The organism is Rossellomorea sp. ABR4_004, assembly GCF_056159585.1.
Map to the genome: position 1 here is coordinate 69,919 of NZ_JBSWVM010000005.1, position 15,721 is coordinate 85,639.

13 protein-coding genes and 1 riboswitch are annotated in these 15,721 nt (G+C 42.6%); of the genes, 10 read left to right on the plus strand and 3 right to left on the minus strand.

The genetic code is table 11. The features are described from left to right. Positions 1-87: 87 nt before the first annotated feature. Positions 88-1,320 (plus strand): aminopeptidase, encoded by a 1,233-nt coding sequence (locus tag ACXAF2_RS21110; protein ID WP_148967381.1) that lies wholly within the window; start codon positions 88-90, stop codon positions 1,318-1,320. Positions 1,321-1,654: 334 nt separating this feature from the next. Here the strand turns inward: ACXAF2_RS21110 and ACXAF2_RS21115 are convergent, their stop codons facing one another. After that, positions 1,655-2,236, minus strand: a complete 582-nt coding sequence (locus tag ACXAF2_RS21115; protein WP_475141610.1) for a DUF6944 family repetitive protein — start codon at positions 2,234-2,236, stop codon at positions 1,655-1,657. A gap of 188 nt (positions 2,237-2,424) precedes the next feature. Here ACXAF2_RS21115 and ACXAF2_RS21120 point away from each other — a divergent pair, with 188 nt between their 5' ends. Continuing rightward, a complete protein-coding gene (locus tag ACXAF2_RS21120) occupies positions 2,425-3,714 on the plus strand; it encodes an MDR family MFS transporter (RefSeq protein ID WP_475141612.1) in 1,290 nt (429 codons plus the stop codon). A gap of 39 nt (positions 3,715-3,753) precedes the next feature. Here the strand turns inward: ACXAF2_RS21120 and ACXAF2_RS21125 are convergent, their stop codons facing one another. Then, positions 3,754-5,343: a hypothetical protein gene (locus tag ACXAF2_RS21125; RefSeq protein ID WP_475141614.1), complete on the minus strand. Its 1,590-nt coding sequence runs from the start codon at positions 5,341-5,343 to the stop codon at positions 3,754-3,756. Between the two features lie 17 nt (positions 5,344-5,360). Beyond that, positions 5,361-6,614, minus strand: coding sequence for a hypothetical protein (locus ACXAF2_RS21130; RefSeq protein WP_475141616.1), 1,254 nt, complete (start codon positions 6,612-6,614; stop codon positions 5,361-5,363). Positions 6,615-6,920: 306 nt separating this feature from the next. Between ACXAF2_RS21130 and ACXAF2_RS21135 the strand changes: the two genes are divergently transcribed. The 8 genes from ACXAF2_RS21135 (at position 6,921) to ACXAF2_RS21170 (ending at position 15,427) form a co-directional block, all read left to right on the plus strand. After that, entirely contained in the window at positions 6,921-7,049 is a 129-nt protein-coding gene (locus ACXAF2_RS21135; RefSeq protein WP_082386245.1) for a YflJ family protein, read from the plus strand. Between the two features lie 174 nt (positions 7,050-7,223). Continuing rightward, positions 7,224-7,325, plus strand: a riboswitch (purine riboswitch). Positions 7,326-7,460: 135 nt separating this feature from the next. Then, the gene (locus ACXAF2_RS21140) at positions 7,461-8,654 is read left to right on the plus strand and encodes a NupC/NupG family nucleoside CNT transporter (protein ID WP_475141618.1); all 1,194 of its coding nucleotides are present in this window, start codon (positions 7,461-7,463) and stop codon (positions 8,652-8,654) included. A 92-nt stretch (positions 8,655-8,746) separates the two neighbouring features. Next, a complete protein-coding gene (locus tag ACXAF2_RS21145) occupies positions 8,747-9,250 on the plus strand; it encodes an acyl-CoA thioesterase (RefSeq protein ID WP_113968670.1) in 504 nt (167 codons plus the stop codon). A 456-nt stretch (positions 9,251-9,706) separates the two neighbouring features. Further along, complete coding sequence (locus ACXAF2_RS21150; protein ID WP_475141620.1) at positions 9,707-10,684, plus strand: BMP family lipoprotein; 978 nt, start codon at positions 9,707-9,709, stop codon at positions 10,682-10,684. Between the two features lie 22 nt (positions 10,685-10,706). Next, a complete protein-coding gene (locus tag ACXAF2_RS21155) occupies positions 10,707-12,365 on the plus strand; it encodes a methyl-accepting chemotaxis protein (protein ID WP_475141621.1) in 1,659 nt (552 codons plus the stop codon). A 582-nt stretch (positions 12,366-12,947) separates the two neighbouring features. Then, the gene (gene mreBH, locus ACXAF2_RS21160) at positions 12,948-13,952 is read left to right on the plus strand and encodes a rod-share determining protein MreBH (RefSeq protein WP_034761217.1); all 1,005 of its coding nucleotides are present in this window, start codon (positions 12,948-12,950) and stop codon (positions 13,950-13,952) included. 195 nt (positions 13,953-14,147) lie between these two features. Continuing rightward, a complete protein-coding gene (locus ACXAF2_RS21165) occupies positions 14,148-14,714 on the plus strand; it encodes an RNA polymerase sigma factor (protein WP_475141623.1) in 567 nt (188 codons plus the stop codon). Further along, on the plus strand, positions 14,711-15,427 hold the full coding sequence (locus tag ACXAF2_RS21170) for an anti-sigma factor (RefSeq protein ID WP_475141624.1): 717 nt from the start codon (positions 14,711-14,713) through the stop codon (positions 15,425-15,427). The genes ACXAF2_RS21165 and ACXAF2_RS21170 overlap by 4 nt, the downstream gene beginning before the upstream one ends. Positions 15,428-15,721: the final 294 nt, after the last annotated feature.

Consider the following 15,721-nt stretch of genomic DNA (forward strand, 5'->3'; position numbering starts at 1 on the left):
GAAAGATGGGTGTAAACACTTGCAAACGGTGCCCGCACTGATACAATAAGAATGTAATAGAACATTCTGAAAAAAAGGAGAATACATATGTCTAATTACCAACAAAATCTTGAGAAATATGCTAGCCTGGCTGTTGAAGTCGGCGTCAATGTTCAAAAGGGACAGACACTTGTCATCAACACGTCCATCGATTCAGCAGAATTTGTCCGCTTAGTGGTAAAGAAAGCCTATGAAGTTGGGGCTAAGCATGTCTATGTTAATTGGAATGATGATGTAGTGAATCGTACGAAATATGATCTTGCTCCAGACGAAGCATTCCAGGAGTTCCCTCAGTGGAAAGCAAGAGAAGTCGAAGAGCTTGCTGAAGGCGGAGCTGCATTCATGAGCATCGTATCTTCAAGCCCTGACTTGCTTAAAGGGGTAGATCCAGATCGTATCTCAAACTTCCAAAAGGTAGCTGGAAAAGCAATGTCCAAATACCGTCAATTCATTCAATCGGACAAAGTAAGCTGGTGCGTACTGGCTGCTCCTTCGAAAGACTGGGCTGCAAAAGTATTCCCGGATGCTTCTGAAGAAGAACAGGTGGATTTACTTTGGGATGCAATCTTCAAAGCAGTCCGTGCCGACCAGGCTGACCCTGTCCAGGCATGGAAGGATCACGACGCAAACCTTCACGAAAAAGTGGAATACCTGAACGAAAAGAACTACAAAAAGCTTCACTACACGGCACCGGGGACGGACCTTACGATCGAGCTTCCTCAAGGTCACCTGTGGGTAGGAGCTGGAAGTGTGAACGAACAAGGAACCACTTTCATGGCAAACATGCCAACGGAAGAAGTTTTCACGGTTCCATTAAAAACTGGTGTGAACGGAACGGTATCAAGCACGAAACCACTTAGCTACGGTGGTAACGTGATCGATAACTTTACGATTACATTCGAAAACGGCCGTATTGTGGATGTTAAAGCTGAGGAAGGCGAAGAAATCCTGAAGCGCCTTGTGGACACAGATGAAGGATCTCATTACCTTGGGGAAATCGCCCTTGTTCCTCATCAATCCCCAATCTCTCAATCGAATGTGTTATTCTACAACACACTATTCGATGAGAACGCATCAAACCACCTTGCGATCGGAAATGCCTATGCATTCTGTATCGAAGGCGGAAAGAAAATGAGTGAAGAAGAGCTTGAGAAAAACGGTTTGAACAACAGTATCACACATGTTGACTTCATGATTGGTTCTGACAAAATGAATATCGATGGTGTGAAAGAAGACGGCTCGACTGAAGCAGTATTCCGCGATGGCGGTTGGGCGTTTTAAGATTTGACTGTGGAGGATCCCGGAAGGTGGCTTGGCTGCCTTTTGGGATTTTTTTTATGGGGATGAGGATGGGATTGGAAGAAGTTCGGTTGACTGAGCGCTCAGTCCATTGGGTGTATCTGGAAAAAGACGCATATATTGAAATGTTGACGCAATAATTTTGAAAAACGACGCATAAATCAAAATATAGACGCATATAATACTATTTTGACGCAAAAAACCTGAAAAAAGACGCAATCCTCCCCTTTAAATCGGAGTATCCTTCTCCCGTGATCCTATAAACCTTCCATTCACATTTTGAAACAAATCCTCCTATTTCGCTCAAAAAGCTCACTCACCCAAACTGCTTTGTCAACGCAATGGCTGCAATCGTCGCACCTGCTGCCTGGGCATAGCTTCCGAATGCGGTGATCTGCAATCCGATATCCTTCATTTCCTTTAAAATATATACTTCTCCTATCGCTTCAATTGCTGCACCAAGGGATTGAAGTGAATTTCCGGCTGCAAGAAGATCTGAAAACTCCCGCGTACCCAATGTGGCCCCATAGGCTTCCAGTCCTGCCCCTAAGGATTGGATGGTATCACCAAAGATATCAAGATTCAATCCTTCCTCTCCTCTTCCTGCAAATTGGAGTTCAGCTGCTGCAACGTTTGTTACGTTTCCTGAAGCCTGAATCCAATCACCGATCACTCTTAACGTTTCTCCAAATGAACCGTCCGAGAGCTTTTCCGCTCCCACCCCCTGAAGGGCATTTCCTGCCGCTTCAAATCCGTTTCCGATGGAGACCAACCGAAACCCGAGAGGCTCTTGACTGAATCGTTCTTCTTGTATGACCATGGTTTCGCCAATTGCTGCAATCACCGTTCCGATCACCTGCGTCCAAGCACCAGTAATAAGGATAAGCCTATCAATCACCTCCACCCACCGTTCCTTTCCCATTCAATACTTTTAATGTATTCAAAAAGGAGAAAATGGTATCTTTAGACGCTGCTTCAGCAAGAGTAAATATTTTGTAAATACCAGTTAAATCAGTCTTGTTTATTTTGTCCTATCGAGCTATGATATTCTAGTTCATCTAGCGTTTCATGAGGGGAGGAATATAGATGAGAATTCGGGATTGGGACCGTAATCTTAAGGTCCGGCTGTTTGGGGAAGCAGCGATTAACATTACGTTCTGGATGTTCTTTCCGTTTTTGACGATTTATTTTACAGAGTCATTCGGAAAGCAGACGGCAGGATTATTATTGGTTCTTTCACAGGTATTCGCCGTACTCGCGAATCTGATGGGAGGCTATTGCGCGGATCGCTTCGGGCGTAAGCGTATGATGGTAATCTCTGCATTCGGACAAGGCTTTGCCTTTTTAATCTTCGGCCTTGCCAGTTCACCGTGGCTCGATTCAGCCATGATCGGCTTTATCTGCTTTAGTTTGGTAGGGGTATTTGGTTCGTTTTATTGGCCGGCAAGTCAGGCCATGGTGGCTGATGTAGTGGACGAAAAGGACCGCAGTCATGTGTTTGCCATCTTTTATACTTCTATAAATATCGCAGTAGTCGTAGGGCCGATTCTTGGTGGGATTTTCTATGTTCATTACCGTTTCGAGCTTTTAATTGCCGCTGCGCTTATTTGCATGTTCCTAGCTCTTCTTTTATATAAAATGACGAGGGAAACAGCACCTCTAGACACTAGTAAGCTACTGGTGACAGAAGGGAAAAAGAAAGCCTGGCATAGTGTGATATCAGATCAGATGAAGGATTATAGTGTTATTTTTAAAGACAAAACGTTTTTATTATTCATATTAGCAGGGATTCTCGTGGGTCAAACGTTTATGCAACTGGACCTGCTGATTCCCGTATATATCAAAGATGTGATGGATCAAGCCACTCTGTTCAGCTTCGGGGACTGGTCATTGACCCTTGTGAGTGAGCAGGTATTCGGGTTGATACTATCTGAAAATGGATTCCTGGTGGCCCTTCTTACAGTGGTCATCACGAGATGGATCACGAAATTCCGTGAGCGCAATGTGTTCATCCTATCCTCGGTCATCTACGCCGTTTCAATCTTTATGTTTGGACAAACAAGCTCGGTTTGGATGTTTGTGATTGCCATGGCGGTATTCACATTCGCAGAGCTCATGACAGCAGGTATCCAGCAAAGCTTCGTTTCAAAGCTTGCACCGGACCATATGAGGGGGCAGTACTTTGCCGCAGCCAGCCTGCGTTTCACAGTCGCGAGAACGATCGCGCCTCTATCCATCACTCTCTCACTTTATGTAGGGTATGATTGGACGTTTATCATCCTTTCGCTCCTTGCTCTAGTGAGTGCCGGACTCTTCTTCATCATGTTCGAACGATTTGAAAAAGAAGAATTGGAATTGAAGAAAGCTGTTCAATAAAAAAGGAATGATCCGCAATGGATCATTCCTTTTCTTTTTTTACAGTCCTAAATCAAAACCTTCATCGTCAGACTGCATCATTGTATTTAGTCCAAGATCTGTAGAAAGACCAAGGTTGAACTCGCTGTCTGAAGATTCTTCCTTTTCCCATTGAGTGTAGCTGGCATCTGCATTTACTCCAAGGTTTGATAGAAGAGAAGATTCGTTGTCCTCATCAGAGGATAAGAATCCAAGAGTTGTATCTGTACCTGCACTTAACCCAGCACTTGTATACTCTTCTTCTTCAGAATCCATTGATTCAGCCCATAGTCCAGCTTCCACTGTGTTCATGACAGTAGCAGCAGATTGTTCGTCTTCATCGTTCGACATAGCACCCAGCATCAGGTTATTCCCTGCGTTTGTTTCAAACTTAGAATAGTCGTCGCTGTTTTCAACAGTCGTCATGACAGAAGTATCGTTCATAGCTTCTACTTTAGAAGAATCGCCATATTCTTTATCTTCTGTCCCCAGTACAAGACCATTTGCAGATTCAGTACCAAACGACGCTTTAGAAGAATCATTTTCTTCGTTGCTTTCGGCACTTACCCAAACATTTGAATCTGTCACGGCATCAGCCATTACTTCGTTCTCTTCATCAGATTCAGAAGCATTCAGACCAGAAGTAAGGTTTCCGGAAGTAGTAGTGGCATAAGAATCTTCTTCTTCATTGTACATGGTTTCGTTCATGATACCAGCGTCAGTCATTGCTCCTACCTCTGCTGATTCTTCTTCTCCTTCAAGAGCGGCATTTACATCTTGGGATGCTCCTGCTTCTGTTTTTGAAGTAGCTGAATCTTCTTCTACTGTTATTTCGTTCATGACTCCAGCGTCCGTTTCCGCATTCACTTCCGCTGATTCGTCTTCTCCTTCAACCGCTGCATTTACATCCTGGGATGCTCCTGCTTCTGTTTTTGAAGTAGCTGAATCTTCTTCTACCATTGTTTCGTTCATAACAGCAGCGTCCGTATCTGCATTCACTTCTGCCGATTCATCTTCTCCTTCAACAGCTGCGTTTACATCCTGTGATGCTCCTGCTTCTGTTTTTGAAGTAGCTGAATCTTCTTCTACCATTGTTTCGTTCATAACAGCAGCGTCCGTATCTGCATTCACTTCTGCTGATTCATCTTCTCCTTCAACAGCTGCGTTTACATCCTGTGATGCTCCCGCTTCTGTTTTTGAAGTAGCTGAATCTTCTTCTACCATTGTTTCGTTCATAGCAGCAGCGTCCGCATCTGCATTTACTTCTGCTGATTCGTTTTCCCCTTCAACCGCTGCGTTTACATCTGAAGTTGCTTCTGCACCATTATTCGTAGTAACAGAATCATTCTCTTCATCGACGACGGTTTCGTTTACGACATTTGCATTAGCATCAGCATTTGCATCCGTATTCGATTCTTCATCTGATCCACCAATGTTTAATCCATTTAATAGACCCTCTTCAGAATCCAGGATGTTGACATCTTCCAGTAATCCATCATTGCTGTTAAGCAGTGAATCATTCTCTGCCGCTAAGCTTGTTTGACCTCCGATTGCTAGACTTGCTGCTAATCCACCTGTCATTACTAATGTTCTAAATACGCTTTTTCTCATCTTATTTTTCTCTCCTTTTAAAAGTTTTTAGGTTTTATATACTTTTGAAAAGAAGAGATTGCCTGAGGTGGTTGGGACGGTGGTGCGTTTAACCATTGATCATAATAAAGATTCTTTTTATCATATAAATTGGCTTTTTGGAAGTTGACGGACCCTGCTTGCTGGTCCGACACATACCATAGAGAGCTAGATCCGGTAGTTTGCCCATTCATTCCACTCGTGCTTGAAGGCTGACTTGTGGAATTCGTGGTTGTTGTCGTTAATACCGGTTCCATCTTTTTGGCAGGTGTGAAAGGACGTTCCTTCTGATTTTTCGGTTCTTCAACCTTGAAGGCTTCTTTTGCCTCAACTTTAGCCGGTTTGGTAAGTATTGAGTCTTTTAATTGTTTTGCTTTGCTAATTCTAATGGAATTTTCATCAGTACCTTTGGATGATGCTTCATCAGGGACATCTTTTTTGAAAGTTTCCTTCTGAACATCTTCTTTCTCCACTTCTACTTTCTCATCCACCTTAATGTCAACCGATGGCTCATCGTTTACTTCTGTTTCAACGATTCCAGTGTCCACTTCAACAGATGTTTCGTCTGAAACATCTGCTTCTACTACTCCTGTATCCACTTTTACTTGTGGATCCTTAGAAACGTCGACATCGACAATCCCTGTATTTACTTTCACTTCAGGATCTTCTGTTAGATCGACTTCTAATAAGGGCTCATCGTCTGACAAAGAATCTGTAACTGGTTCTGTCGTTTCTTCCACCGTGTTCCTGACCGTATTGGTTGTCGATTCAACTGTATTGGTTACCGTTTTCGTTGTTTCTTCAACAGTATTGGTAACGGACTTCGTTGTATTGTTCACCGTTTCCGTTACAGGAGCCGCTGATTCCCCTACGATATCAGTAACCGGTTTTGTTGTACGTTCCACGGTTTTGTCTACAGTATTTCCGACCGTTTTGGTTGCGGAATTCACTGTATTTGAAACGGTCCCAGTCGTCTGATCAACCGTTTCTGTCACCGAATCAACTGTACCCGAAAGTAAATTCCCTTTTGATTGATTCTCCTCCTTTGAAGTTGTCCTTTTCTCTTCAATGGAAGGTTTGTCCTTCTCCTCGTCAGGAGCGGATACGGCTTCATTCACGGTTGACGTTGCTTCATCAGTGACAGCGTCGACTTCATTTGTCACATTGGAGAGAAGTCCGCTATCTGCAGAAGCAAAAGTGGGAATACTGATGACTCCGAGAAAGAGCAAAGCCTGAATTAGGCGTTTATGCACTGCGTCTTGTCACCTCCTTCCGATTCGCTTTTTTTGGGGTGTGGTGTACCTGAGACAGGCACCCTCCATCCAATTTTCACAAAGCTAACGAAGGTGGTTCAGTTTTGGATCACTTTTTTTCAAAAAAAATAATTTTCCCTGAAAAATATTCAGAAAAGGATGAATCCGAAAAATTCCCTTTACCCCCTTTTTTCATGAAATATGAGATGTTACAATGTACAACCGTAAGCAATCTTAACGTAGCTCATGCGAAGAGCTAGTCGGAGATTCCAATCAATAACAAGCAAAGAAAGGATGTTGATTTCAATGCATATCGGAAGCAAAGGCTGGTACGTACAAGAACTAAAAAAAGCAGGCGTACGCCACTACGAGGAACGCTATGTAGAATCTTACAAAAAACACGTTCTTGCAAACCTATTAGAACGTACAAAATAAGAAGACACAAGAGAGGGACGGACCTCGATTCCTATGACCTGGTCATAGGAATGAAGGTCCGTCCCTCTTTTTTATATAGTAATAAAGATTCACCACGTTTTTCCATGGCTTGCATTCATAAAAAACTATTGTGATAGTCTTCCGTCATATGATAGAGTAGAAAACATATTTCAAATCAACTTCATACGAATTCCTTATATATCTATGGTGATATGGACCATAAGTCTCTACCTGGCAGCCGTAAAGTGCCGGACTATAAGGAAAGTCTTTTCTATATGCTGTTTGTGTATGGAGACTTTCCCTATTTAATAGAGAATGTCTTCATGCACTTTTTTATTTTCTCGAGAGGTCTGACATCATACGACGTAAACCTGAGAATTCGTTGAAGATTACATGTTGGGGGATTGTATTATGAGTTTACTATATGGCATCTTATCATTACTTGGCGTTCTATTTTTAGCATGGCTGTTGAGCAGCAACCGCTCTGCCATTCAATGGCACACGATCATCATCGGGATCTGCCTGGAATTCCTTCTTGTCTTATTTGTCTTAAAAGTCCCATTCGGACAAACCATTTTGAAAAAAGCTGCCTTGGGTGTACAGAAAGTGATCGACTACAGCAATGAAGGGATCATGTTCGTGTTCGGAGGATTTTTTGAGAAGGGTACGAACATTTCATTTGTGTTCGCAATCAACGTTCTGGGTGCGATCATCTTTATTTCTGCACTTATTTCAGCACTTTATTACTTGCGAATCATCCCGTTCTTTGTAAAATATATCGGAATCGGGTTAGGTAAGATCCTTGGGACAACGAAGGTTGAATCGTTTAATGCGATCGGAAATTCTTTTCTTGGATTAGCTGAAGCCCCCCTTTTGATTAAACCCTATTTAATAAAACTGACGCGTTCTGAACTTTTTGCCGTTATGGTTGGGGGAACTGCTTCGGCAAGTGGAGCGATTTTAATCGGATACTCATTGATGGGGATCGACATGAAATTCCTTCTTCTATCCGTCTTTAGTGTACCAATCGTCTCTCTTGTGATGGCCAAAATCATCGAACCGGAAACGGAAGAATCCAAGACGAATGGAGATATTTCGTTAGGAAAAACAACTCATACAAACGTATTTGAAGCGATTTCAGAAGGTGCCCTTAGTGGTACACAGCTGGCCATCAATATTGGTGGACTGCTCATCGCATTTATCGGGATCCTTGCCCTCGTGAACGGATTACTGGGTGCTGTCGATATGAGTCTTTCCACGGTCTTCGGGTACCTGTTCTATCCACTTGCTCTTCTCGTCGGCATTCCGATGGATGAAGCATTCCGTGCTGCCTCCATCATCGGGACGAAGCTTTCTGTGAATGAATTCGTCGCATACAAAGAACTTTCAGGAATGATGAGCGAACTTTCCCCTAAGACTGTTGCGATTCTTTCCGTAGCCCTTTGTAACTTTGCGAACCTGTCTTCAATCGGTCAATTGATTGTCGGATTGGGTTCTTTAGAGCCGACACAGCGTCCAATGGTTTCTAAATTAAGCTTGAAGGCTATCATAGCCGGGACATTGGCGAGCTTCATAACGGCCATTGTTATTAGTATATTTCTATAACTTTTTCTCGCGATTATGTTTCTTCCGACCGCCTTTAGTGAATAGTATAAGGTAGCAATCTTTTTGCACATTGATAACGGAAGGTGAATTCATTGAGAGAAAAAAAGTTTATGAAAGAAACGAAAACAAGTAAAACGACCCACGTTCTTCCACCTGACACCAACCATCATGGTACATTGTTTGGTGGAAAATTGATGGCCTATATAGACGATGTGGCATCCATAGCCGCTACCCGTCACGCCCGTAAGCCCGTCGTAACGGCTTCAACAGATTCCGTCGACTTCCTGCAGCCCATCAAAGTCGGGGATGCCGTGACGTTGGAAGCGATGGTTACCTATACCGGACGCAGCTCCATGGAGGTTTGTGTGAAGGTCACTTCAGAGGTGCTTCTAACGGGAGAAACCAATGTGGCAGCCATCTCATTCTTGACCTTTGTTGCTTTAGAAGGCAATAAACCAGCCGTCATTGCTGAAGTTGTACCGGAAACAGAAGAAGAAAAATGGCTGAACGAAACAGCCAAGAACCGTGCCGAGCACCGCAAAGCGCGCAAAAAACATAGTCAGGAGCTTGCGGAGTTTTTCCGTAAGGCGTATTGATGAAGGGGAGATGCTTGTTGAGAGCATCTCTTTTTTTGATGGGAAAGAACTTGAAAGGTGTGTGTTCGCCGTTAAAATGGAATTTTCGCTGTTATATCGAAAATTCCGCTGATAAAATGTAAATCCCGCTGATATCTTGCGTCCGAAGTCTAAAACGCTTCTCATTTACCGTTCAAAATCCACCCCCTCCCCCTTTTCCGAACATATCACGATTCCCCACCAGAAAATTGTAATTTTCCATTTTAGTTGCCGATTCCCCACCAAATAATGGTGCATATCCAATTGTCATTACCAAACCAATCTACACAACATCATCCATACCACACGTTCACTCTAAACCCCAATCATCCCCACAACACTTTTTTCCCTCCTCCCCTTCAAAATAGGTCCGTCCCTCCGATAATACAGAGGTACGGACATGTGAATGTCCCACTATATATTTTTGGAGGTAACGGTTTGAAGAAGTTAATCAGCGTGTTTCTTCTTGTCATGTTGGTTGTGGCAGGTTGTTCCACACCCATGACGGAAGAAGCGAGTGTAGAAAAGCAGCAAAGTATTGGAATCCTTCTCTCTGACACAGGGCTTGGAGATGGATCGTTTAACGATTCGGCATTTCGAGGATTAGAACGGGCGAGGGAAGAATTAGGTATTTTATTTGACTATAGAGAAGCCCCGGACGGAAACTTTGAAGAAGCACTCCAGAAGCTTGTCGATCAGAACCATGAGCTTGTGATCGGACTTGGATTTTCGATTCAAGATGCGATTGAAAAGATTGCAAAAGAAAATCCTGATCAGAAATTTCTATTGATAGACGGATACTCAGATGTGGATAACATCACATCGATTACGTTTAAAGAACATGAAGGCAGCTTCCTTCTCGGTATGGTGGCAGCTATGAAATCAAAAAGCAATACGATTGGATTCATTAGTGGAGCCGATGTTCCTGTTATTCAACGATTTGAAAAAGGGTTTGAACAAGGTGCTCAGTACATCAATCCTTCCATAAAGGTATTGAAAGACAACGCAGACAACTTTGGTGACGCTGAGCTTGGCGGGAAAATAGCTGAGAACCAAATGAAACAAGGCGCCGACTTTATTTATCCTGCCGCTGGCTTTACAGGAGTGGGAGCGATTCAGGCTGCGCAAAAAGCAGGCATTTTATCTGGAGGGGTCGACTCGGATCAATACTTTATTGCCGAAAAGTCGGTTGTGACGTCCATGGTCAAAAAAGTTGATAACGCGGTTTTCAACCTGACAAAAGAACTCATTTCAAAACAAAAAATAACTCAACAAGCCTATGAGCTGGGTCTCAAGGAAGATGGAGTCGGATTAGCCCCTATCCGTGTCACAAGCTTGTCTCCTGAAGAAACAAAACAAATAGAAGACGCTAAAAACAAAATCATCTCTGGGGACATTAACATTAAATTGCACTAAATCTCATCTAAGGAGTATTCTCATGGCATTAAAAAGACGTTTACTGATTTTGGGACTTATCCCCCTTATCCTTTCGACGATTATCATTGGGTACATCGTCTCTCAACTGATTTCTCTTCAAAATTCTGCAAATGAAGATGTACAAGTGCTTCTTGAAACAGAGACATTGCGGGGAGATTTGAATGTAGCAAAGCAGGCACTATCCAATTACTCCGTCAATTCAACAGCAGAAAACAAACAAATGGTAGAGGGCATTCTGGAAGAAACCTCTACGCAGATCTCAGATTTAAAAAAGCTTTTGACAGTTAAAGATCAGCAAGAAACCCTTTCCTCCATCGAGAGGAAATTCACAGATTTGAAGACTGCATCAGACGCAGCTCTCACTGAAATGAACAAAGCAGAGATCAAACGGCAGTCGATCCGTATCTCCGGCGTCCTGAACGATATGTATCTATTAACGAAACAAACAAATGATTGGTATCAAAATCTTTTAAAAGAAAACAAGCGGCAAATTGAATTTATTGTATGGGTGTCAGTCATTGGATTTATCATAACCATCATCCTGTCCATGGCAGCATCTACCTTATTGACACAGCGAATTGTGAAGCCTTTAAACGTTATGGTGGATAATGCTGAAAAAATGGCCAATGGTGATTTAACAATTTCAGTTGAGTCGGTTAAAGAGAAAAACAGTAAATTTGAAGTGGACAAACTCCAAACAGCTTTTCACCATATGGTTCTGAACCTGCGGAGTACGGTTCAGTCCGTTCATGATATCGGATCAAATGTAGAGAAGTTCACCCAGGATGTACGTTCACAAATGACGAGTTTGGCAGAAAGCAGCAACCAGGTGGCGGTTTCCACTGAAGAACTGGCAAAAGGAAGTCAATCCATCTCTGAAGACATCCAGTCAACGGCTGCTTTAATGTCTCTGATGGGTGATGATTTTGCTCAGAATGTAAGACAAAGCGGAGAATCATCCGCTAGCAGTAAAGTGGCATTGGATTCGGTTGAGCATGGTCGGGCTTCCTTAAATAAACAGCAGCAATTTGCTGAAATGATCGCCGAATCTTCTTCATCCATCATGGATTCCATCGAACATTTTGCCCAGTATACGGGTGAAATTGAACATGCTTCCCATGCGGTAAGGGAAATTGCCGATCAAACAAATCTCTTAGCACTAAACGCAGCAATCGAAGCAGCCAGAGCCGGGGATGCAGGAAAAGGATTCGCCGTCGTTGCCCAGGAAGTCCGAAAACTGGCAGAAGATTCATCCGTTGCAACCGAGCGAATCGGTAACATGGTCGGAAATATCAAAAATGGCATTCACTCTATTATGGAAGCTTCTCAAAAGGGAAAATCCCTTTCTACTCAGCAAGTAGACTCCATGAGTGTGACAGAGCATGCGTTTAAAGACATCTCCGGAAACGTTTCAACCATTTATGAAAATTTAGTACAACTTGAAAATGGTATGCATGCTTCGAATGAACGCACCAACCAGGTGATCGCAGCCATTGAAAACATCTCGGCGATCACAGAGGAAACAGCTGCCGGAACAGAAGAAATTTCTTCTTCTACGGAAGAGCAGCTGAGGTACTTCGAACAAATGAATGAACAAGTAGGAAAATTGAATGAAATGACAGCAGAAATGAAAAAAGAATTGGAGCGGTTTACGCTTTGATTGTGGGAAAAATGCCTCTTGATGGGGCATTTTTTGTTTGATAGATTGATTGATATTGAAGGGATATCGGCCGTTCGCTGATATATGTGGAATTTCGCTGATAAAATGAAAATTTCGCTGATATCTGGCTTTCAATGCCCAAACTTTCTTTCAACCTATCATAGTAATGGCGATTCCACCCGGAAGATAATATAAATAGTATCGAAATCATAAGGAATACACAATCTACTACAAGAGTCCCCTTCCCCACCATTTTCGCCTAAGCACCATCCCATATGACCACTCCCATGTCCCGAACTCCCCATTCACCACCATCCGACTACTCCAAACATCCCTATCTATATTACAGAACGTTTAAATTTTTTTAACGAACAAAAAATCAAGGTCCGTCCCCACGTACCCGCATAGGTATACAAAACCCCTCCATTATACACTTTCAATTTTTTCGAAGCGCTTTCACTTCTGTCATACTTTGTAATAAATTGTCGATGGTAAATATCTCCACCTTCATAACCCTCAAAAATCTCCTATACTGTATAGAAGGTTATACTGTCTAGAATTCTTATAGTTGGAGGAATATTGATGTTATCAAACTCTGAAATTGGTATCGATTTAGGAACTGCAAATATACTTGTTTATAGTAAAAATAAAGGAATTATACTTAATGAACCATCTGTTGTCGCGATTGACACAGAAAATAAAACGGTATTGGCGGTTGGAACCGAAGCTAAGAGCATGATCGGGAAAACGCCAGGGAAAATCGTGGCTGTGCGCCCGCTTAAAGATGGTGTGATTGCCGACTTTGACGTGACTACTGAAATGTTAAAACAAGTGATGAAAAAAGCGAGTAAAAAACTTGGATTCTCTATCCGCAAGCCAACGGTTGTCGTATGTACGCCTTCTGGTGCAACAAGTGTCGAGAGAAGAGCGATTCAGGATGCCGTGAGAGGAAGCGGTGCGAAATCCGTTACCCTTATTGAAGAACCTGTAGCTGCTGCCATCGGTGCTGACTTGCCTGTAGGTGAGCCTGTTGCCAACGTAATCGTTGATATCGGTGGCGGAACGACGGAAGTAGCGATCATCTCTTACGGTGGCGTTGTTTCCTGTAACACGATCCGTATCGGTGGAGATCAAATGGATGAAGATATCGTTCAGTACGTTCGCAAACGTTACAATCTGTTGATTGGTGAAAGAACCGCTGAATTAGTGAAGATCGAAGTGGGTCAAGCACTGATCGACCATGAAGAAAGAACGATGGATATTCGTGGACGTGACCTTGTGACGGGCCTTCCTAAAACGATCGAACTTTCATCAAACGAAATTCAGGATGCGTTAAAAGAATCTCTTCTTCACATCTTGGAAACGATCCGTGCGACATTGGAAAATTGTCCTCCTGAACTAAGTGGGGACATTGTCGACCGCGGTGTGATTCTGACTGGAGGCGGAGCACTGCTGAACGGACTTCAAGATTGGTTGAGCCAGGAAATCGTTGTACCGGTTCACTTAGCTCCAAACCCGCTGGAATCAGTGGCCATCGGTACAGGACGTTCCCTATCCGTGATTCACAAGCTACAAAAAGTAAAATAAACACTTGGTATCCCCCATTTCTCTGGGGGATATTTTTTTATCAATATCAATCCGAAACTCCTCTATTTACCCCACTAACATTTTTTTCAAACATTTTTGATCCAAAATCTAATTCCATGCGTTAGCTTATCAAAATTGAGTTCCTCTCCGTTGTTTAGTATCCTTATTTTATATGTCAAAGATAAGGAGCGTAATATGCCCAATGATCGACACGATGATATAGAACTGTATCAGCAAGTATTAGCTAAGGATTCAACAGCATTACGACAACTTTATCAACAATACGAAAAACTGATTTATTCATTCTCTTATAAAATGACAGGTGATCGGGAAATTGCAGAGGAAGTAATTCAAGAAGTATTTATGAAACTCTGGAAAAAACACTCTCCCTATGACCACAGTAAAGGAAAATTTTCATCATGGCTGTTAACGATGACGAGAAATACGTGCCTTGATGCGATCCGCAGGCGAAAGAAACATGAGTCTGTTGAATATATAGAGAAAGACTCTCTGCAGGTGACCGATGAAACTCCTGCCGATCAGTTGGAATGGAAAGAAAAAGGAGCAGCGATTCGGGAATGTATCCAGTCGTTGAAAGATGATCAGCAAAACATTGTACAATTATTCTATTTTAAAGGGTTGACTCAACAATCCATTGCCGATTCCACTGACATACCACTAGGGACTGTCAAGGGAAGAATCCGTTTGGCGCTAAAGCATTTACACACGTGTCTTAAAGGGAAAGGAGGTCAATTCGAATGACTACACACCAATGCGATTACTTACTCGATTACTACAACGGTCATTTATCTGAACTTGAGAGAGCCCAATTTGAAAAGCATCTGGAAAGCTGTCTCCAGTGTCAGGAAGAACTTCATGAACTGGAACAGTTAGCAGAATATATGCCTTTCGCATCTGAAGTTGTCGAGCCTCCTAAAGACCTGGAAGACCGTGTTTTGGCTAACATTCTGAGTGAAGACAAGCAAAAGGAGAACGTGAAACCTATCTCAAATAAGAAAAAGAAGTCATGGTTCCTCCCTTCTGTGGCAGCTGCCTTGGCCCTTTCCTTAATCGGGAACGCGTATATGTTCACACAGATCGAGGACCAGAACGATGTGGTTGAACAAGCAACCATCGATCAGGTAGTACAATATGTCGATCTCGCTGCCGTCAGTGGAAATGCCAAGGGTACAGCGAGTATCATCAAGCAGGGGGAACAAACAAGCATGGTGGTCCAGGCTTCTGAGCTTCAGAATCTTTCTAACGAAGAAGTGTATCAGGTCTGGCTCATTAAAGATGATCAACCGGAACGGGCCGGAACATTTGTCACGAGTAAGGATGGTAAAGGATCGGTCGTATTCAAGTTTAACGAAGAGTTCACGAAGAAAGATTGGGATACGGTGGCCATCACCCTTGAGCCCGATGCAAACAGCCAGCTACCTCAAGGGGACATTGTGTTAGCTTCGGAAATATAAAAAAAGTTCAATAAATGTTTTTTCGCCGGGCAGTCCAGTACTGCCGGGCTTTTTTTATTTCTATCGGTGATTATTTCGTTATTTTTCACCTATCGAAATGTTTAAGAAATTTGCATCAGGGAATTAAGTCCTATGCAACAGAAGTTATACAAATATTAAACAATGGCTATTCGTTATTCATTACTACATTTTTAATACGGCTACATAGTAGAAGCCCCCCCTATCCATGATATCTTTTACACCCTACTTTTCACCCCTATTAAAAAATAATAGAAAAAAATTTTAAAAAAATGT

Coding starts and splice junctions, on each gene's coding strand:
- ACXAF2_RS21110 (WP_148967381.1), top strand. CDS start 88: ATGTCTAATTACCAACAAAATCTTGAGAAATATGCTAGCCTGGCTGTT.
- ACXAF2_RS21120 (WP_475141612.1), top strand. CDS start 2,425: ATGAGAATTCGGGATTGGGACCGTAATCTTAAGGTCCGGCTGTTTGGG.
- ACXAF2_RS21125 (WP_475141614.1), bottom strand. CDS start 5,343: ATGAGAAAAAGCGTATTTAGAACATTAGTAATGACAGGTGGATTAGCA.
- ACXAF2_RS21135 (WP_082386245.1), top strand. CDS start 6,921: ATGCATATCGGAAGCAAAGGCTGGTACGTACAAGAACTAAAAAAAGCA.
- ACXAF2_RS21140 (WP_475141618.1), top strand. CDS start 7,461: ATGAGTTTACTATATGGCATCTTATCATTACTTGGCGTTCTATTTTTA.
- ACXAF2_RS21155 (WP_475141621.1), top strand. CDS start 10,707: ATGGCATTAAAAAGACGTTTACTGATTTTGGGACTTATCCCCCTTATC.
- mreBH (WP_034761217.1), top strand. CDS start 12,948: ATGTTATCAAACTCTGAAATTGGTATCGATTTAGGAACTGCAAATATA.
- ACXAF2_RS21165 (WP_475141623.1), top strand. CDS start 14,148: ATGCCCAATGATCGACACGATGATATAGAACTGTATCAGCAAGTATTA.
- ACXAF2_RS21170 (WP_475141624.1), top strand. CDS start 14,711: ATGACTACACACCAATGCGATTACTTACTCGATTACTACAACGGTCAT.